Raw genomic sequence first — 16980 nt, 5'->3', positions numbered from 1 at the left:
GACATGGCTTGCGGGGGCAGGTGTGATGTTGCGCAAGGGGGAATACCGGGGTGTGCGGCAGGGAGCAGGGCTGGTGCTGCTGGCCTGTCTGCAAGCGTGCGCCGGAAAGCCCAGCCTGGTGCAACTACCTACCGACAATCGTCCCGTGATGTCGCGTGCCAGTGTCGAACGTCAGACGAATCCAGGTGCGATCTTTCAGGCAGCCAGCCCTGGCGGCATGCAGATGCTGCAGGGGGATACCAAGCCGCGCTATGTCGGAGATTCGCTGAAGATCGAGATCTCCGAGAGCCTGACCGCCAGTCAGAAGGTCAAGACGAATACCTCGCGCGACAATCAGGTGGCCACCAAGGGGCCGGGCGGCGCCGATACCATGAGCAGCCTGATCAACCGGATCATCAATGCGGATTATTCGGCCAGTGGCAGCGATTCCTTCGATGGTTCCGGCACGACCGAAACCACCAACAAGCTTTCGGGCAAGCTGGCGGCCTCGGTGATCAATGTGCTGCCCAACGGAAATCTGGTCGTAGCCGGTGAAAAGAGCATTGCCTTCAACGGTTCGGTCAACACCCTGCGCTTTTCGGGTGTGGTCGATCCTATCGACATAAAGTCCGGGCGAATCGTGGCTTCGGGTGATGTGATGGATGCGCGGCTGGAGCAGGTTGGTGTGGGTTTGATCACGGATACCACCGACCGCAGCTGGCTGCAGCGCATGCTTACAGATTCGCTGACGCTCTGGTGATGTCTCACACCCAGATGTCGATGATCTTCCCCGCTGCGCGCACGCCAATACCGACTCCGTCACTGACGGTGCCGACTACGGCTGATGCGCCACTCCCTATGGCGTTGCCCAACGCATTGCCGAACTGCTTTATCCGGTTTTCGGTGCCATTGGCAAACTCCTGAACGTAGCTCCTCGATAGGGCGGGATGATTGACTGGACGTATGCTGCTCATGTTCTAGACTCCTGATGGGGTTTGGATTCAAGGGGTACTGCTGCTGGTCACTGGTGGTTTCCCTTCCGCGTTGCCGTACACCAGCACGCGTACCGACGGTGATAGTTTGCTGCGGGTGCTGGCCCACTTGTCATAGCCGAGCATGCCCGGTCTGTAGCTGGCCGCAGCCAACATGCTGCCGCGTAGGCGCAGTTCCAGGCGCGCCGAGCTCATGTAACTGCTGTAATCGCTACCGAATGTGCTCCGATTCCATTCTCGCTGGGCGACGTAGTGCAGGGTGTAGCGGCAACTCTCCGGCATTCCGCCCTCATACACGCGCGTTTCCACGCCGAACCGGCTGAATTCGGCCTGCAGCGAGGGTACGAAGTCTTCCACGCTGACCACCGGGTTGTATTCGATGCACACCATCCTGGGCCTTTCGTAGGTGTGGACGATCGGAGTGTCCGGGGAGTCCGGCGCCACCGAGGCGACGGTGGTCACGGCGGTGCCGGCCAGTTGCAAGGCCACGAGTTCCGGACTGGGTGTGATGATGCAGCCGCCCAGCCAGAAGGCGGCGAGGCCGCTCAACCAGACAGTTCTGCCGTTCATGCACACCCCTTCGAACCTCATGCAAACTCCCTGCCCACGGACGGGGTCGACAGTCCCCACCACATTCGCAGCTTAGCGTGGAGGAAGGGTTTCCAGCGTTCTCTTTAACGCGTTTTGCAGGTGTTAAGAGTGGGCTGGGGCGTAGCCGATCAACAGATGAATAGCATTGGAATTAATGTCAGTAGCCCCTAGATCATGCCGCCGTTGATGGAGATGACCTGGCCGGTGATGTACGCGGCCTCATCCGAGGCGAGGAAGGCGACCAGCGCCGCCACCTCGTCCGGCTGGCCCGCGCGCTTCATCGGTACCATCTGCTTGACCGTCTCGGCGTCGAACACATCCTTGGTCATGTCCGACTGGATGATGCCAGGTGCCACTGCGTTCACTGTGATGCCCCGGCTGGCCAGCTCAAGCGCCAATGATTTGCTGGCCGAATGCAACGCGCCCTTGGCCGCGGCATAGTTCACCTGCCCCCGGTTGCCAGTGATGGCGGCCACCGAGCTGATGGTGATGATGCGACCCCAGCGTGTGCGGATCATGGGCATCGTGAGCGGCTGGGCGACGTGGAAGAAGCCATTGAGCGAGACGTCGATCACGCGTTGCCATTGTGTGGCACTCATGCCGGGGAATACGGCGTCATCGTGGATGCCGGCGTTGTTCACCAGGATCTGGATGGGGCCTTCGGCAAGCAGTGCTTCCAGCGCTGTCTGGCAGGTTGCAGCATCCGTGACGTCGAACTGCACTGCACGGGCCTTGTAGCCTGCGGCGACGAGTTCCATCGCCAGGGCTTCGGCGGCAACCAGCTGGCGATTGGCATGGACGATGACTTCGTGGCCAGCGGCAGCCAGGCGGCGTGCGATGGCTCCACCGATGGCGCCGCTGGCGCCGGTGACAAGGGCTCGTTTCATGGTGATTGCCTGTTCAGAAAAACTGACGCAGTTCGGTATCCAGCTCGGCCAGCCGTTCCGGAGTCCCGACATCTTCCCAGCGGCCACGGAAATGTTCACCGGATAGTTGGCCTGTCTGGATGGCGCCACGCAACAAGGGCGCAAGGCGTGCCTTACTGCCTCGCTCGACGCCGGCAAACAGCGTCGGACGATATACGCCGATTCCGCTGAATGTCAGGGTGCTGCCACCTTCGGAGCGGACCTGACCACTGGCATCGAGCACGAAATCTCCGGCCGGATGATGCGGGGGGTTGCCCACCAGTGCGATGTGCGCCTGCTTGCCCTGGGTGATGCGTGCTAGCGCCCGCGCACTGAAGGTGGCGAAATCGAACTCGCAGTACACATCGCCATTCACGACCAGGAAAGGTGCATCGCCCAGCAAGGGCAGGGCCTTGGCGATGCCGCCGGCAGTCTCCAGTGCTTCTGCTTCCTGCGAGTAGTCGATATGCACACCCCATTCCTCGCCATTGCCCAGGCGTTCGACCAGCATGTGACCCAGGTAGGCATGATTGATCACCAGTTCGCGGAAACCCGCGCGTACCAGTCGTTCGATATGCCAGACGATCAGAGGCTTGCCTCCGGCGAAAAGCATGGGCTTCGGGCAGTGGTCGGTCAGCGGTCGCATGCGTTCACCGCGACCGGCGGCGAGGATCATGGCTTTCATGGCGTTACGTGAGACGCGATAACGGATGCACGGTGCGTGGCAAGCCCCGGGGATATGTCATTTGGCGGCGCCCGTCGTTGCTTCGCCAGGAGCCGTGCGCCCATCCTCGGCGGCTTCCCGTTGCGCTGCCGCACGTTCATAGGCTTCGACGATGCGGGCGACCAGCGGATGGCGCACCACGTCCTCACGGTTGAAACGGGTCATGGCGATGCCCCGCACATCGGCAAGCGTGCCGACCGCGTCGCGTAGCCCGCTCTTGTGGCCACGAGGCAGGTCAATCTGCGTGAGGTCGCCGGTGACCACCGCACGCGAGCCGATGCCGATGCGTGTGAGGAACATCTTTATCTGTTCCGGCGTGGTGTTCTGTGCCTCATCGAGGATGATGAAGGCGTTGGACAGTGTGCGGCCGCGCATGAAGGCCAGCGGTGCGATCTCGATGCACTGGCGTTCGAACATCTTGGCCACGCGGTCGAAGCCCATCAGATCGTAGAGCGCGTCATACAGCGGACGCAGATAGGGGTCGACCTTCTGCGTGAGATCGCCGGGCAGGAAGCCCAGGCGCTCGCCGGCTTCCACTGCCGGCCGGGTGAGAATGATGCGCTGTACCTGCTCGCGCTCGAAGGCATCCACGGCGCAGGCCACGGCAAGGTAGGTCTTGCCTGTCCCGGCCGGGCCGAGGCCGAAGGTGATGTCGTGGCTCTGGATGTTGCGCAGATATTCGTTCTGCCGTGGGGTGCGGCCGTGGAGATCCGTGCGGCGTGTGAGTAGCGTAGGTGCAGCCGGACTGGTGTCGTCCCGTTTGGCGAGCTCGATCAGGCCGAGCTGGATGTCTTCCACCGTCAGATGCTGCTCGGCGCGGCGGTAGAACTCTTGCAGCGCGGCACGTGCCGAATGCAGCTTGCCAGGCTCTCCGTGCAGCGTGAGTTGTTCGCCACGCCGCGCGATCGCCACGTCGTAGGCGGCTTCGATCTGGCGCAGATTTTCGTCCAGCGCACCGCACAGGTTCGCCAGGCGGGCGTTGTCGGGTGGCGCGAGCTGGACTTCGAGGCGGCGGGTACGGGGCGCGGCTGCGGGTTTCTGGGGTTCGATCGGCACGGTAGGAAGGCTGGATCAGATCTCGGGAGGATGTGAGGGTGCGCCGTTCCCATGGAAGACGGCTTCAATGTTGTAGCCATCCGGGTCATGGACGAAAGTGGCGTAGTAGCTGGCATGGTAATGGGGGCGAATCCCCGGTGCCCCATTGCTCTTGCCGCCGGCAGCCAGTGCGGCTTCAAAGAAGGCATTCACTTCCGCTTCGTTGCGGGCATGAAACGCAATGTGACTTCTGGGAGTGAAGGGCGTGCCTTCCGAAATCCAGAAGTCGCCGCCGGGGTCGGCTCCGTTGCCATCACCGAAACCCGCTGCTTTCTTGAGCCCCAGCCGGAGCGTATAGCCCAGCATTGCCAGAACCGTTTCGTAGAACGCCTTGCTGATGACGAAACTGCTGACGTTGATACCGGTGTGATCGATCATTGTCTGGCCTGGAGAGGACGGTGCTACAGCATGTTATCGAGAAACGCTCGTGCGCGGGGATGCGCCGGGGATGCGAAGAATTCGGCAGCAGGACGCTCTTCGACGATCTGCCCCTGATCCATGAAGATCACGCGGTTGGCGACTTCGCGCGCGAAACCCATTTCGTGCGTGACGACCAGCATGGTCATGTGTTCCTCGGCCAGCTCGCGCATGGTGCGCAGCACTTCGCCGGTGAGTTCCGGATCGAGTGCCGAGGTGGGCTCATCGAAGAGCATGATGTCCGGCTCCATCGCCAGTGCGCGGGCGATCGCCACGCGCTGTTTCTGGCCGCCAGAGAGTCGGCCGGGATAGGCGTCGCGCTTGGCGGAAAGGCCGACCTTGGCGAGCAGGGCCTCGGCTTTCGGGATGACCTCCTCGCGGCGCATGCCTTTCACGGTGATCGGCGCTTCGATGATGTTCTGCAACACCGTCATGTGCGGGAACAGGTTGAAGTGCTGGAACACCATGCCCATGCGCCGGCAGATGCGGCGCAGTTCCGGGTCGGGCGCATAGCGGCAGTGGCCGGCGGCATCGGTGTCGGCCAGCACTTCCCCCTCGATCTCGATGCGTCCGGCATCGATGGTTTCCAGATGGTTGAGGCAACGCAGGAAGGTGCTCTTGCCGGAGCCCGAAGGGCCGATTACGGCGATGACCTCACCCTTGCCCATCTCGAGCGAGACACTCTTGAGCACTTCGTGTTGGCCAAAGCGTTTGTGCAGCGCGTGGGCCTTGATCATCTTGTCATTCATCGCAGACGGCTTGACGTTTTTCGAGGTACTGGAAGCCCCAGGTGAGCAGCAGCGTCATGATCAGGTAGAAGGCTGCCGCGACGACGAAGGGCGAGGTGGTGAAATCGCGCTGCACGATGCCGCGCGCGGCGCGCAGCAGATCGTTCATCGCCAGCACATAGATCAGCGAGGTGTCCTTGACCAGTGTGATCGTCTCGTTGGAGACCGGGGGCAGGATGCGCCGGATCATCTGCGGCAGCACGATGCGGCGCATGGTCTGGGAGTAGTTCATGCCCAGCACCTTGGCTCCTTCGTACTGACCGCGATCGATGGACTGGATGCCGGCGCGGAAAATCTCGGCGAAATAGGCTGCGTAGTTGAGCACGAAGGCGAGGATGGCGGCCGGAAAGTCAGGCAGCCGGATGCCGATCACCGGCACGAAGGGCAGCGCGAAATAGATGAACAGCATCTGCAGCATCAGCGGCGTGCCGCGCATCAGCCAGATGTAGCCATTGACGGCCGTAGACAGTGGGCGCCAGTGCGAGATGCGCCCCAGCGCCAGGGCCAGCCCCAGCGGCATGGAAAGCACGATGGTGATCAGGAAGACCTGCAGCGTGACGCCTGCGCCTTCGACGAGCTGGGGGAGAATCTTGAGGATGTAATCCATGCGAGGCCTTCAAGACACGGCCGGCCCTGTGGGGCCGGCCGTGTGCCGGTGCTTTGGCGTTCCGTGTTTCTTGGAATCCGTTCATAGCCTTGCTGCGATGCCGTGATCGGGGTTCATGCGCGACTCGGAATCCTCATGTATCTCCATACACGCCGGTTCCTGCGCTGCTCTTCACTCCGCTGACGGCTTCTCGTTACAGACTTTGAACAGGTTCTTCTTCCATTGACGAATCAAGGCTGCCACGAAGTCGCAGGCGACAAAGGCAGACCTGGTCCGGGAATGGGATTACTTGACGATATTGGCACCGAACCATTGTTCGGAGATCTTCGCTGCAGCGCCGTCGGCCTTCATGTCGGCCATGGCACGGTCGATCTTCGCCAGCAATTCGGTGTCGTCGCGGCGCACGCCCACACCGTACTCCTCGGTGCCGAAGTTCTCTTCGAGCACGGTGTACTCCCCCGGCTTCTTGGCTGCGTAGTAACGGCCGACGACCTCGTCGACCACGATGGCATCCAGGCGGCCGGCGGAAAGGTCCATCAGCGCGGTCACATTGTCACCGAACTGCTTGAGCTCCTTCAGCGTGTTGCCGGCCGGATCCTTTTTCACGGCGTCGACAGCGGACGAGCCTTCCTGCACACCCACGATCTTGCCGGCCAGTTCGGCCTTGGTCTTGATCGGCGAATTGGTGGCGACGATCACGATCTGGTGGTTTTCCAGATAGGGTGCGGTGAAACCGATGTTCTGCTTACGCTCTTCGGTGATGGTCAGGCCGTTCCACAGCACGTCGATACGCTTGCCATTGAGTTCGGCCTCCTTGGCGCTCCAGTCGATGGGCTTGAATTCGACTTCCACGCCCAGGCGCTTGGCTGCTTCGCGGGCCATGTCGATGTCGAAACCGACGAGCTGGTTGCTTTCGTCACGGAAACCCATGGGGGGAAAGTGATCGTCGAGACCGACGACGATCTTGCTGGCGGCGGGAGCCGGTGCCTCGGCTGCTACGGGGGCTTCTTCCTTCTTGCCACAGGCGGACAGGAGCAGGCCGGCGAGCAAAGGTGCGGCGATGAGAGCGGAGAGCTTGTTCATGGCGATCAATGAGAGCGGGTGGAAAGGCTGGTGAGCGGGCAGCATGCTAGGGCCGCCGCTGAAGGGGCGAATTGTGGACTTCGCCCGAGCAGGCGGCAAGCATCGGTTTGCCGGAAGTTGACGCAAGCCGGCGCTGGGATGGTGGGGCGCGCCGGGTGAGGTGGGCAGAGGGTGCATGGCGCGCCCTCCGTTTGCCGGGGCTTACTCCGCGATGGCGACTTCGCCGCGCAGCGAGTGAGGCAGGGCCGAGGTGATCTTCACATTGATGAAGTGGCCGATTTGGCGCGGATTGCCCTTGAAATTCACGATGCGGTTGTTGTCGGTGCGGCCTGCCAGCTCCCCCGGATCCTTCTTCGAAAATCCTTCGACAAGTACGCGCTGGGTGCTGCCCACCATACTCTGGCTGACTTCCGCGGCCAGTTCCTCGATGCGTTTCTGCAGGCGCATCAAGCGTGCGGTCTTCACCCCCGGCGGGGTCTCATCCTTGAGCTCCGCGGCAGGCGTGCCGGGGCGAGGGCTGAAAATGAAACTGAAAGATGCATCGAATCTCACATCCTCGATGAGTTTCATCGTGGCTTCGAAATCGGCTTCCGTTTCACCGGGGAATCCCACGATGAAGTCGGTGGAAATGGATAGATCCGGGCGTGCCGCGCGCAGCTTGCGCACCACGGATTTGTATTCCAGCACGGTGTAGCCGCGCTTCATGGCGGCCAGTACTCGATCCGAGCCAGACTGCACGGGCAGGTGCAAGTGTGAAACGAGTTTCGGCAGGCGCGCGTAGGCGTCAAACACGCTGGCCGTCATCTCGCGCGGGTGTGAGGTGGTATAGCGGATGCGCTCGATGCCGGGCACATCATGCACGCATTCGATCAGGAAGGCGAAGTCCGCCATCTCGTCGGAGTCGAGCGCCATCGGCGCACGCCAGGCGTTCACGTTTTGCCCCAGCAGAGTGACCTCGGTGACGCCTTGGGCGGCGAGCTCGGCCACCTCGGCGAGCACGTCGGCCAGCGGGCGGTAAAGCTCGTCGCCACGGGTGTAGGGAATGATGCAGTAGGTACAGAACTTCGAGCAGCCTTCCATGATGGAAACGAAGGCTGTGGCGCCTTCGACGCGCGCGGGTGGCAGCGCATCGAACTTCTCGTTTTCGGGGAAGCTGATGTCTACCTGTGATTTGCCGGTTTCGCGCTTGGCTTCGATCAGTTCTGGCAGGCGATGCAGGGTCTGCGGGCCGAACACTACGTCTACATAGGGGGCGCGTGCGATGATCGCTTCGCCTTCCTGCGAGGCCACGCAGCCGCCCACGCCGATGATCAGTCCAGGCTTGGCCTGCTTGAGATGCTTGACCCGACCCAGGTCGTGGAACACCTTCTCCTGCGTTTTCTCGCGCACCGAGCAGGTGTTGAACAGGATCACGTCGGCGTCTTCGGGGCGATCAGTCTTTTCCAGACCTTCGTGGGCACCGAGTACGTCGGCCATCTTGTCCGAATCGTATTCGTTCATCTGGCACCCGAAGGTGCGGATATACAGCTTCTTCATCTATTCACTTCTTGTTTCAGGGGCGATCAGTTGGCCGAGCTGGATGCGGACGACGAGGATGACGACGAGCCCGCGGGCGAAGAGGCTGTATCGTCGTACAGCCAGGGGAACAGTTGCCGCCAGATCGAATCGTCCGAAAGCCTCGGCGCATTAACCTTCTGTTCAGCTTCGGTGAGTATCCACACGCGGTGCACCTGGCCTTGCTGGTTGAACTGCACGCGGACGATGAAGGGGCCACTGCCCAGCTGCGAGGTCAGTACCAGGGTGTTCAGCGCGCTGCGGATCTGGGCGCCGGCTGACAACGCGAAGACCCGGGTGTTGAGCTTGATCTGGCGCTCGCTGACCGGCCTCATCTCGGCGCGCGGTGCATCGGCGGGAATGGTGCGCAGAGACAGGGTCTGGGCCGCCAGCGGCAGCGAGCACAGCATCCCCAGGCACAGTGCGAGGCAGGACAGGATCTTCATGACTCTTCCAGGGCAGCAGGAGGGTGGCGGGAAGGCCGCATGGTCCGCGATTCACCGGGCCTAGTCAATCTGCCGGCGCGCGGGCGGCGGATGAGAAAAGCAGCGGAAGATCATTGACGGAGTTGTGGCGGCTTTCTATAATTCCGGGCTCTTTACGGGGTGATGTAGCTCAGATGGTTAGAGCGGCGGATTCATAACCCGCAGGTCGGCGGTTCGATCCCGCCCATCACCACCACCGGAAGAACGCAGAGCCGCTGATCCTGTCAGCGGCTTTTGTTTTTCCGGCTTACACCAATGGCCGGCGATAGCCACCCATGATGCCTGCCGGAGACAGCACGATCTGCCACAACTGGTTGCTGCGTGCCCGGAAGGTGCCTGCGCAGCACTGCAGGTAGTAACGCCACATGCGGCGGAAGCGCTCGTCGTAATGCGCCTTCAGGCGGGGCCAGGCGGCTTCGAAGCGTGCGTACCAGGCCATCAGCGTGCGGTCATAGTCGGGGCCGAAGTTGTGCCAGTCCTCCACCACGAAATCCGTCTCGCTGGTGGTGGCAATTTCGGCCACCGAAGGCAACGCACCGTTGGGGAAGATGTACTTCTCGATCCATGGGTCGATGCCCAGTGTGGAGGTGTTCTTGCCGATGGTGTGCAGCAGGAACAGTCCGTCCGCTGCCAGGCTGCGCCGGGCCATGGCGAAATAGGCGCGATAGTTCTTGTGGCCGACGTGTTCGAACATGCCGATCGAGGCAATGCGATCGAACTTGCGGGCTCCGTCTGCGTTGAACTGGCGGTAGTCCGCGAACTCGAAGCGTACCGGCAAGCCCTCCGCCTTCTGTGCGCCCCAGCGAGCCTGTTCGCGTGAGATCGTGAGGCCCACGCATTCCGCACCGTAACGTTCAGCGGCAAAGCGCATCAGGCTGCCCCAGCCACAGCCGATATCCAGCAGGCGCATGCCGGGTCGTAGGCCGAGCTTGCGGCAGGCAAGATCCAGCTTCGCTTCCTGCGCCTGCTCTAGCGTCTGAGCATTGGCCCAGTAGCCACAGCTATAGGCCATGTAGGGATCGAGCATGGCTTCGTACAGGTCATTGCCGAGATCGTAGTGCGCACGGCCGACCTGCCAGGCGCGCGCCACCGACTGCAGATTGAACAGGCGGGCGCGCAACGCCGCCAGCCAGAGCCCTGGGCGGGCAATTTGTTCATCAAGCCGGGCACGCAATACGCGGGAGATGAGTTCGTCGATCTGTTCGCATTCCCACCAGCCATCCATGTAGCTTTCGCCGAGGCCGATGCTGCCTTGCGCGAGGATCCGTCTCAGGGCGCTGGGGTGGCGGATCTGCAGATCCCATGGGCGGGAGCCATTGATCCTGATGTTTGCTTGGTCCAGGAGGGTTTGCGCTGCGCGCCCTCCGCTGATGTCGTCAACAGACTGTGATGAAGGCCAGGTGAGTTCACTTGCCATGCAGCAACCTCCGTTCAACCGATCAGAGCGTCCTGGGGATTATCGTTTCGTCAGGAATTGATTTCCTCAATGGGCGTGATTGCCTCGTGCCATTGAGGGCACGGGCGCCAATACCGAGGGGAAAAAGATACGCCTTTGTTCCGTAAAGTGAAATGCAAAAGGCCCGCGCTCGGGCGGGCCTTTCATTCCGGGGCGCGTGCTTATTCGGCGCTCTGCTCGGCAGCTGGGGGCTGTGCGACGGTTCTGGCCTGCGCTTGTTCCGGGGTGATGATTTCGATCATGTTGACCACCTTGCGTGCGCCCGCAGTGGTGCGCGCGATATCAACGGCGGCATTGGCCTCGGCCTCTGTGAGGAGCCCCATCAGATAGACGATGCCCGATTCGCTGGAGACCTTGACCTGTGTTCCTGCGACCAGTGGCGAGTCGAACAGTCTGGCTTTGACCTTGGAAGTCAGCAGCGTGTCACCGGATCGGCTGGTGAACGAGGCCGGGTAGGCGATGGATAGTTCGTTGAACACCTCGCGCACGTTGGGAATGCTGCGCGCCAAGGCCTCTACTTCGGCGCGCGATTGCTCGTCCATGGCCTGTCCGGTGAGCAGCACCCAGCGGTTGAAGACCGTGGCCGAGGCGTTGGTCTTGGCTTCCAGTGCGGATGGGAACTGGCGGTTGAAGCGATGCTGGATCTCGGTATCCATGACTTGTTCGCCGTAAGTACGGCGATCGATCGTGGCTGCCACACCTCCGCCGACGCCGACGGCGACCAGCGGAATGCAAGCCTGCAAAAGCCCCGCGACGCACAGGGCAAGGAGGAGGGACAAACGGAAGGATTTGTTCATGCTTCTTCTCCCAGCAAGGAACAGTCAATGCCATCGCACAGGCAGTGGATGGCGAGGATGTGCAATTCCTGGATGCGCGCGGTGCGTGTGTGCGGTACGCAGATGCAGATGTCGTGCTCCTGCAGCGCACTGGCGAGCTGGCCGCCGTCATGGCCAGCCAGCGCCACTACACGCATTTCGCGTTCGTGGGCTGCGGCGACCGCAGCCACCACGTTGGCCGAGTTGCCACTGGTGGATATCGCCAGCAGCACGTCACCGGGCTGGCCCAGTGCGCGGATCTGTTTGGCAAATACCTCTTCCCAGGCGTAGTCGTTGGCGATGGCGCTGAGTACCGCACTGTCGGCACTCAGCGCCAGAGCCGCCAGTTCGGGGCGTTCGCGGTCGAAGCGGCCCATCAGTTCCGAGGCGAAATGCTGTGCGTCGGCCGCCGAGCCGCCGTTGCCGCAGGCCAGCAGCTTGTTGCCGGAGAGCAGGCTGCCCACCATCAGTTCGGTGGCGTTCGCCAGCGGCACTGCCAGCGCTTCGGTGGCGGTGAGGATGTTGTCGGCGGCGTCCTGGAAGGACTGAGCCATGCGGGAGGCAAGGTCCATCGTCGATCAGGCCTGCAGCCCCGTGAGCTCGTCGCAGCCCAGGGCGATGTTCATGCACTGGATCGCCGCGCCCGAAGCGCCCTTGCCCAGGTTGTCGAACCGGGCGACCAGCAGGATCTGTTCCTCATGACCAAAGACGAACAGCTCCGCGCGGTTGGTGTCATTGCAGGCCGTGGCCGGCAGGAAGCCGCCCGCCGGCACTTCGCCCAGTGGCATCACCTTTACGCAGGCTTCGTTCGCATAGTAGGCGGCAAGGCGGGTGTGGATGTCCTGAGGGCTTGGTTTGCCGGGCAGCAGACGCGGTAGCAGAGGGACCGAAACCAGCATGCCCTGCGCGAAGGGGCCGACAACCGGAGAGAAAAGCGGCCGGTGGGTAAGGCCGCTGATGGCGGCCATTTCCGGCAGATGCTTGTGGCCCAGGCCCAATGCGTAGATCCGTGGGCTGAGCATGTCCTGGCCCAGGCTGCCGTGCGTTTCGTAATCCGCGATCATTTCCTTGCCACCACCACTGTAGCCGGTCAGCGAGGTGCAGGTCAGCGGATGGTCGGCCGGCAGCGTGCCATCCGCCACCAGCGGGGTGACCTGCAGGATGAAACCAGTGGCGTGGCAGCCCGGCACGGCAATGCGTTGCGAGTGGCGGATCTTTTCGCGCTGGCCGTGCAGTTCGGGCAGGCCATAGACCCAGTCGGGGTTGGTACGGTGTGCAGTACTGGCATCCAGGAAACGGGTGCGCGTGTTGCCCGCCGCCAGCAGGGAGACGGATTCCTTCGAGGCGGCATCGGGCAGGCACAGGAAGACGATGTCGGCGGCATTGATGTATTCGGCCTTGACGGCGGGGTCCTTGCGTTTGTCCTCGGGGATGGCGAGGATCTCCACATCCTTGCGCGCGGCCAGCCGCTCGTCGATTTTCAGGCCAGTGGTGCCGTGACGGCCATCGATGAATACCTTGAAAGTCATGATTCTCTCGGTCGGAATTTGAGCGTGCGGATTGTAAGGCACGCGATGCTAAGGATTGGTTGCAGGCGGTGTGGATGCTGACAGGCGAATCTGTCAGGGGTTCGCCGATGCTGCGCAAACCGGTGACGGGCGGCCATGCCGGGCACGGGAAAGCCTCTGGTTCTGACCAAGAACGACGCGTGCCCCTGATGTGGTGACGCAGCCTGCCGAAGGCGCACGCTGTCAGGGCCTGACGACAAAAGAGAACAGGCCCCCGCCGGGTTACCGGCGAGGGCCTGTGTCAAGCCGGGAACTAAGCCAGGCTTAGCGGGCTTGCCAGCCGCCGTCGACGTTCACGATGGTGCCGTTGAGGTAGTCCGAAGCCGGTGCGAACAGGAACACGGCGGTGCCCGCCAGATCTTCCGGCTCGCCCCAGCGACCCGCGGGGATGCGGTCCAGGATGGCCTTGTTGCGTTCGGCATCAGCGCGGATCGGGGCGGTGTTCGCGGTGGCGATGTAGCCCGGGGCGATACCGTTGCAGTTGATGCCCTTGGTGCCCATTTCGTTGGCGATCAGCTTGGTGATGCCGGCGATGCCGTGCTTGGAAGCGGTGTAGCCCGGGACCAGGATGCCGCCTTGGTAGGACAGCATGGAGCAGATGTTGATGATCTTGCCGGTGCCGTTGCGGCCAACCACGTGGCGGCAGAAGGCTTGCGACAGGTACATCGGTGCATACAGGTTGATCTGCATGACGAAGTCGAAGTCGGCTTCGGAGTGCTCCAGGAACGGGGCGCGGCGGATGGTGCCGGCGACGTTGCCGAGGAGGTCAACCTTGCCAGCCAGTTCCACGGCTTGGTCGATGACCTTCTGGGGGGCACCCTTCTCGGTCAGGTTGGCTTGCAGATACCACCACTTGCCGCCGGTCTTGGCAACGGCAGCGTCCATGGCGGCGGTCGATTCAGCGGCCATCGGGGTGAAGTCGGCACAGATCACGTTGGCGCCAGCTTCGGCCACCTTGGCGGCGATGGCCGCGCCAATGCCCTGGGCTCCACCGGTGATGAGGGCAACTTTGCCGCTCAGGTCGAAAGGATTGCTCATTCTGTTTTACTCCCGTTGTTGAACGAAAAGCCCGTCCGAGGGGGAAAGGCCTATGAGGGCTGTCACTCCGGTACCACCGTCAGCGAAGGCGGGGCTACCGAACCCGCAGTGCGCGGCTGGCGCCTGCTCGGGCTTCAAGCCGCACGAGTTTACCCCAATCCCGCGCCCCTCGCATCCAACCGGTCGGACGCGTGGGACTTGTTGTTCCAGCCATTTGCGCAGGATCAAGCGAGCGTGTTTTCTGGTTTCCGGCACATATTTAGTTCGTGAATGCCCCACGCAGCCAGGTGATGTTTTCTGCCGTGTGGCTGTCCAGCAGTACGGCATCGAAACGGCAGGGCCGGCCTTGCCATGTACGTCCCTCCGTCTGCAGCCAGTAAGCGGCTGCGCGCCGGATGCGTCGTTGCTTGGCCGGTGTGATGCTGGCGGCGGCTCCGCCATGGCGACTCCCGGCACGCAGACGGACCTCGACGAAGACCAATGCGGCGCCATCCAGTGCGATGAGGTCGATCTCGCCGCCTTTGCTGCGGGCATTACGCGCCAGGATGCGCAACCCTTGCGCGTGCAGATGCGCTTCGGCCAGGCGCTCGGCCCTGGCCCCCGCGTTGCCGGCTTGCAGCGCAGGGCGCCGCAGCAGACAATCCAGCGCTTTCCTGAATCTTTCGGTCCAGCTTGCCATGGCCATCCTGTTGTCAGAAGAAAGCCCGCTCCATGCCGCGCCGGCATTGTATGTGGTGGCCACGCCACTGGGTAACCGGCAGGACATCAGTCTGCGCGCGCTTGCCGTGCTGCGCGCGGTGAACCTGATCGCTGCCGAAGACACCCGCCACTCGCAGCGTCTGCTCGATGCGCACGGTGTCGATACGCGGATGCTGGCCGTGCATGAGCACAACGAGCAGGAGGCCGCCACACGGATCATCGAACGGCTGGATGCCGGCGAACATGTGGCGTTGATCACCGATGCCGGCACGCCAGCGGTGTCGGACCCCGGCGCACGGCTGGTGGCACGCGTGCAGGAGGCCGGGCATGTCGTGGTGCCGGTGCCGGGTGCCTGTGCGGCGGTGGCTGCACTCAGCGCTTCGGGTTTGATGGCGCCGCATTTCCATTTTCATGGTTTCCTGCCGCCGAAGACGGCGGCGCGGCGCGCGGCGCTGGAGGCATTGAAGGCTATTCCAGCCACGCTGGTGTTCTATGAGGCACCTCACCGCGTGACCGAAACCGTGGCGGATCTGGCGGCCGTCCTGGAGCCCGCGCGCGAGATCGTGTTCGCACGCGAGTTGACCAAACTCTTCGAGCAGATCGTGCGCATGCCGCTGACCGAGGCTTCTTCATGGCTGGCGGCGGATGCCAACCGCCAGCGCGGCGAATTCGTGTTGCTGGTGGGGCCTCCCGTGCCCGGCGAAGGACTGGATGCGCAGGCGCGCAGGGTGCTCGAACTGCTGCTGGCCGAGTTGCCGCTGAAGACCGCGGCAAAGCTCGCGGCGGAGATCACAGGGGCGGCGAAGAACGCGTTGTACGACTATGGCTTGAGCCTGAAGAAATGATCCCACCGGTCAGATACAGGCCCGCGATGCGCGTGGCACACCCTGTGCGATCGGCATGAATTTTGGCAGTAGGGTGCGCTACGCGTACCGGCTAAGGGTCCGAAGCACGGCAAGAGATCACAAACAGCCATTCTCAGGCATCCGGCCGCTGCCACATCCAGATGGCCACACCTGCCAGCACGATGCTGACGCCGATCTGTGCGGATAGAGGCATTGGCGCCAGCCACATCCAGGCAAGGCTCACGCTCATCATGGCGCAGGCGAGCCATTTCGCCTTGCGCGGGATGGCCCTGCGCTCGCGCCAGCGCCGGATATCCGGCCCCCAGCGGGGATGGTCCAGCAGCCAGGCCTCCAGCCGCGGCCAGCCCCGGCCGGCGGCCCAGGCTGCGAGCAGCACGAATGGGACGGTCGGCAGGCCGGGCAGGAAGATGCCGACGATGCCCAGTGCCAGGCTCAGCAATGCAAGGCAGCGCCAGGCGAGGGCGATCAATGCGCGGCGCATGGTGGGGTTTCAGGCTGCCCGATGCGTGCGCAGGCCGACGCTGTCCAGCCATGCGCTGAAGGCCTGACGGGCCTGTTGCTGCAGGACTGGGGCGAAACGCAGATTGTCCGTGCGCAGTTGCGTCACCGACAGGCCTGCCGCACTGATCTCCCCTGCGTGGCCGATGAGCCAGCGCTCCAGCGCAGGCTGGCTGCCTTCCGGATGGCACTGGAAGGCCAGCGCATGCCGTCCCCAAGTGAAGGCCTGATGTGCGCAGAGCGGCGTGGAAGCCAGCAGGCGTGCGCCCTCTGGCAATTCGAATGTATCTCCATGCCAGTGCAGCATGCTGGTGTGTTCTTCACCCAGGTGGCTCAATGACGATTGTTGTCCGGCTTCGGTGAGCGTCAGAGGCGCCCAGCCGATTTCCTTGGCTGGGCCGGGAAATACGCGTGCCCCGAGCGCCCTGGCCATCAACTGGGCGCCGAGACAGATGCCCAGCGTGGGAAGGTCTGCCGCCAGGCGAGCACGCAGCAGGTCGAGCTCATCCCGCAGGAAGGGATAGTCGGTTTCATCATTGGCCCCGATGGGGCCACCCAGAACCACGAGAAGGTCCGGCGCGAGCGGGTCCAGCGTGGCGAGATCATCGACGCCGGCATCGCGGTATTCATGCGCGATGCCGCGTTCGGACAGCACACCTGCGAGGCTGCCGAGATCTTCGAAGGCGAGATGGCGGATGGCGACGGCGTTCATGCGCAGGTGTCCTCTGGGGCGGCTGGCCTGCAACGATAGCGCAGCCACGCGGGTCGTGGGCATGAAAAGCCATCCGGGATCCCTGGAAATCTGGATGTCCCGGATTCC

At 63.0% G+C, this 16980-nt stretch carries 21 protein-coding genes and 1 tRNA gene; 3 read left to right on the top strand and 19 right to left on the bottom strand.

The genetic code is table 11. The annotated features are described in order from the left end of the window. The first annotated feature begins 25 nt into the window (after positions 1-25). Positions 26-739: a flagellar basal body L-ring protein FlgH gene (locus BGI27_RS03445; RefSeq protein WP_095523515.1), complete on the top strand. Its 714-nt coding sequence runs from the start codon at positions 26-28 to the stop codon at positions 737-739. 4 nt (positions 740-743) lie between these two features. On the opposite strand, the gene BGI27_RS03440 is transcribed toward BGI27_RS03445, so the two are convergent. The 11 genes from BGI27_RS03440 to BGI27_RS03390 all read right to left on the bottom strand — a co-directional run bounded on the left by BGI27_RS03440 (position 744) and on the right by BGI27_RS03390 (position 9181). Then, positions 744-953, bottom strand: coding sequence for a hypothetical protein (locus BGI27_RS03440; RefSeq protein WP_095523514.1), 210 nt, complete (start codon positions 951-953; stop codon positions 744-746). A gap of 27 nt (positions 954-980) precedes the next feature. Further along, complete coding sequence (locus BGI27_RS03435; protein WP_095523513.1) at positions 981-1541, bottom strand: cell division protein FtsI; 561 nt, start codon at positions 1539-1541, stop codon at positions 981-983. A gap of 188 nt (positions 1542-1729) precedes the next feature. Beyond that, entirely contained in the window at positions 1730-2449 is a 720-nt protein-coding gene (gene fabG, locus BGI27_RS03430) for a 3-oxoacyl-ACP reductase FabG (protein ID WP_095523512.1), read from the bottom strand. A gap of 13 nt (positions 2450-2462) precedes the next feature. Beyond that, positions 2463-3143: an N-acetylmuramate alpha-1-phosphate uridylyltransferase MurU gene (gene murU / locus BGI27_RS03425; protein WP_272896528.1), complete on the bottom strand. Its 681-nt coding sequence runs from the start codon at positions 3141-3143 to the stop codon at positions 2463-2465. A 66-nt stretch (positions 3144-3209) separates the two neighbouring features. Continuing rightward, positions 3210-4241: a PhoH family protein gene (locus BGI27_RS03420; protein ID WP_095523550.1), complete on the bottom strand. Its 1032-nt coding sequence runs from the start codon at positions 4239-4241 to the stop codon at positions 3210-3212. 21 nt (positions 4242-4262) lie between these two features. Next, a complete protein-coding gene (locus BGI27_RS03415; protein WP_095523510.1) occupies positions 4263-4664 on the bottom strand; it encodes a VOC family protein in 402 nt (133 codons plus the stop codon). Positions 4665-4687: 23 nt separating this feature from the next. Next, entirely contained in the window at positions 4688-5452 is a 765-nt protein-coding gene (locus BGI27_RS03410; RefSeq protein ID WP_478210095.1) for an amino acid ABC transporter ATP-binding protein, read from the bottom strand. Continuing rightward, positions 5445-6098: an amino acid ABC transporter permease gene (locus BGI27_RS03405; RefSeq protein ID WP_095523509.1), complete on the bottom strand. Its 654-nt coding sequence runs from the start codon at positions 6096-6098 to the stop codon at positions 5445-5447. Before BGI27_RS03405 ends, BGI27_RS03410 begins: the two co-directional genes overlap by 8 nt. A 285-nt stretch (positions 6099-6383) precedes the next feature. After that, positions 6384-7226 carry an amino acid ABC transporter substrate-binding protein gene (locus BGI27_RS03400; protein WP_223871569.1) on the bottom strand — a complete coding sequence of 281 codons (843 nt, stop codon included), beginning with the start codon at positions 7224-7226 and terminating at the stop codon, positions 6384-6386. Positions 7227-7382: 156 nt separating this feature from the next. Beyond that, positions 7383-8717, bottom strand: a complete 1335-nt coding sequence (gene miaB, locus BGI27_RS03395) for a tRNA (N6-isopentenyl adenosine(37)-C2)-methylthiotransferase MiaB (RefSeq protein ID WP_095523507.1) — start codon at positions 8715-8717, stop codon at positions 7383-7385. Positions 8718-8743: 26 nt separating this feature from the next. Continuing rightward, positions 8744-9181 carry a hypothetical protein gene (locus BGI27_RS03390; RefSeq protein WP_095523506.1) on the bottom strand — a complete coding sequence of 146 codons (438 nt, stop codon included), beginning with the start codon at positions 9179-9181 and terminating at the stop codon, positions 8744-8746. Positions 9182-9339: 158 nt separating this feature from the next. Between BGI27_RS03390 and BGI27_RS03385 the strand changes: the two genes are divergently transcribed. Next, positions 9340-9416, top strand: a tRNA-Met gene (locus tag BGI27_RS03385). Between the two features lie 51 nt (positions 9417-9467). Here the strand turns inward: BGI27_RS03385 and cfa are convergent. The 6 genes from cfa to BGI27_RS03355 form a co-directional block, all read right to left on the bottom strand. After that, positions 9468-10637: a cyclopropane fatty acyl phospholipid synthase gene (gene cfa / locus BGI27_RS03380; protein WP_095523505.1), complete on the bottom strand. Its 1170-nt coding sequence runs from the start codon at positions 10635-10637 to the stop codon at positions 9468-9470. A 200-nt stretch (positions 10638-10837) separates the two neighbouring features. Next, positions 10838-11473 (bottom strand): BON domain-containing protein, encoded by a 636-nt coding sequence (locus BGI27_RS03375; protein WP_095523504.1) that lies wholly within the window; start codon positions 11471-11473, stop codon positions 10838-10840. After that, positions 11470-12063: a phosphoheptose isomerase gene (locus BGI27_RS03370; protein ID WP_095523503.1), complete on the bottom strand. Its 594-nt coding sequence runs from the start codon at positions 12061-12063 to the stop codon at positions 11470-11472. Before BGI27_RS03370 ends, BGI27_RS03375 begins: the two co-directional genes overlap by 4 nt. A 6-nt stretch (positions 12064-12069) precedes the next feature. Next, on the bottom strand, positions 12070-13020 hold the full coding sequence (gene argC, locus BGI27_RS03365) for an N-acetyl-gamma-glutamyl-phosphate reductase (protein WP_095523502.1): 951 nt from the start codon (positions 13018-13020) through the stop codon (positions 12070-12072). Between the two features lie 303 nt (positions 13021-13323). Next, positions 13324-14097 carry an SDR family oxidoreductase gene (locus tag BGI27_RS03360; RefSeq protein WP_095523501.1) on the bottom strand — a complete coding sequence of 258 codons (774 nt, stop codon included), beginning with the start codon at positions 14095-14097 and terminating at the stop codon, positions 13324-13326. A 259-nt stretch (positions 14098-14356) separates the two neighbouring features. Beyond that, positions 14357-14776 (bottom strand): YraN family protein, encoded by a 420-nt coding sequence (locus tag BGI27_RS03355; RefSeq protein WP_095523548.1) that lies wholly within the window; start codon positions 14774-14776, stop codon positions 14357-14359. Between BGI27_RS03355 and rsmI the strand changes: the two genes are divergently transcribed. Further along, entirely contained in the window at positions 14775-15641 is an 867-nt protein-coding gene (rsmI, locus tag BGI27_RS03350; protein ID WP_095523500.1) for a 16S rRNA (cytidine(1402)-2'-O)-methyltransferase, read from the top strand. The two genes, BGI27_RS03355 and rsmI, sit on opposite strands and share 2 nt — an antisense overlap. Before the next feature lie 133 nt (positions 15642-15774). Here the strand turns inward: rsmI and BGI27_RS03345 are convergent, their stop codons facing one another. Together BGI27_RS03345 and BGI27_RS03340 are read right to left on the bottom strand one after the other, a co-directional pair. Beyond that, complete coding sequence (locus tag BGI27_RS03345) at positions 15775-16143, bottom strand: YbaN family protein (RefSeq protein WP_095523499.1); 369 nt, start codon at positions 16141-16143, stop codon at positions 15775-15777. Between the two features lie 9 nt (positions 16144-16152). Beyond that, positions 16153-16935 (bottom strand): glutamine amidotransferase, encoded by a 783-nt coding sequence (locus tag BGI27_RS03340; protein ID WP_223871568.1) that lies wholly within the window; start codon positions 16933-16935, stop codon positions 16153-16155. Positions 16936-16980 lie beyond the last annotated feature (45 nt).

It is taken from the genome of Candidatus Dactylopiibacterium carminicum (genome assembly GCF_014736495.1).
GTDB lineage: Bacteria > Pseudomonadota > Gammaproteobacteria > Burkholderiales > Rhodocyclaceae > Uliginosibacterium > Uliginosibacterium carminicum.
The sequence above is the reverse complement of the archived record's forward strand: the minus strand, read 5'-3'. Positions and strand labels throughout refer to the sequence as shown.

Excerpts from the sequence above, each read along its gene's own strand:
- BGI27_RS03445 (WP_095523515.1), top strand. The coding sequence starts at position 26 with ATGTTGCGCAAGGGGGAATACCGGGGTGTGCGGCAGGGAGCAGGGCTG.
- BGI27_RS03440 (WP_095523514.1), bottom strand. The coding sequence starts at position 953 with ATGAGCAGCATACGTCCAGTCAATCATCCCGCCCTATCGAGGAGCTAC.
- BGI27_RS03435 (WP_095523513.1), bottom strand. The coding sequence starts at position 1,541 with ATGAACGGCAGAACTGTCTGGTTGAGCGGCCTCGCCGCCTTCTGGCTG.
- fabG (WP_095523512.1), bottom strand. The coding sequence starts at position 2,449 with ATGAAACGAGCCCTTGTCACCGGCGCCAGCGGCGCCATCGGTGGAGCC.
- murU (WP_272896528.1), bottom strand. The coding sequence starts at position 3,143 with ATGATCCTCGCCGCCGGTCGCGGTGAACGCATGCGACCGCTGACCGAC.
- BGI27_RS03415 (WP_095523510.1), bottom strand. The coding sequence starts at position 4,664 with ATGATCGATCACACCGGTATCAACGTCAGCAGTTTCGTCATCAGCAAG.
- BGI27_RS03410 (WP_478210095.1), bottom strand. The coding sequence starts at position 5,452 with ATGAATGACAAGATGATCAAGGCCCACGCGCTGCACAAACGCTTTGGC.
- BGI27_RS03405 (WP_095523509.1), bottom strand. The coding sequence starts at position 6,098 with ATGGATTACATCCTCAAGATTCTCCCCCAGCTCGTCGAAGGCGCAGGC.
- BGI27_RS03400 (WP_223871569.1), bottom strand. The coding sequence starts at position 7,226 with ATGCTGCCCGCTCACCAGCCTTTCCACCCGCTCTCATTGATCGCCATG.
- miaB (WP_095523507.1), bottom strand. The coding sequence starts at position 8,717 with ATGAAGAAGCTGTATATCCGCACCTTCGGGTGCCAGATGAACGAATAC.
- BGI27_RS03390 (WP_095523506.1), bottom strand. The coding sequence starts at position 9,181 with ATGAAGATCCTGTCCTGCCTCGCACTGTGCCTGGGGATGCTGTGCTCG.
- cfa (WP_095523505.1), bottom strand. The coding sequence starts at position 10,637 with ATGGCAAGTGAACTCACCTGGCCTTCATCACAGTCTGTTGACGACATC.
- BGI27_RS03375 (WP_095523504.1), bottom strand. The coding sequence starts at position 11,473 with ATGAACAAATCCTTCCGTTTGTCCCTCCTCCTTGCCCTGTGCGTCGCG.
- BGI27_RS03370 (WP_095523503.1), bottom strand. The coding sequence starts at position 12,063 with ATGGACCTTGCCTCCCGCATGGCTCAGTCCTTCCAGGACGCCGCCGAC.
- argC (WP_095523502.1), bottom strand. The coding sequence starts at position 13,020 with ATGACTTTCAAGGTATTCATCGATGGCCGTCACGGCACCACTGGCCTG.
- BGI27_RS03360 (WP_095523501.1), bottom strand. The coding sequence starts at position 14,097 with ATGAGCAATCCTTTCGACCTGAGCGGCAAAGTTGCCCTCATCACCGGT.
- rsmI (WP_095523500.1), top strand. The coding sequence starts at position 14,775 with ATGGCCATCCTGTTGTCAGAAGAAAGCCCGCTCCATGCCGCGCCGGCA.
- BGI27_RS03355 (WP_095523548.1), bottom strand. The coding sequence starts at position 14,776 with ATGGCAAGCTGGACCGAAAGATTCAGGAAAGCGCTGGATTGTCTGCTG.
- BGI27_RS03345 (WP_095523499.1), bottom strand. The coding sequence starts at position 16,143 with ATGCGCCGCGCATTGATCGCCCTCGCCTGGCGCTGCCTTGCATTGCTG.
- BGI27_RS03340 (WP_223871568.1), bottom strand. The coding sequence starts at position 16,935 with ATGCCCACGACCCGCGTGGCTGCGCTATCGTTGCAGGCCAGCCGCCCC.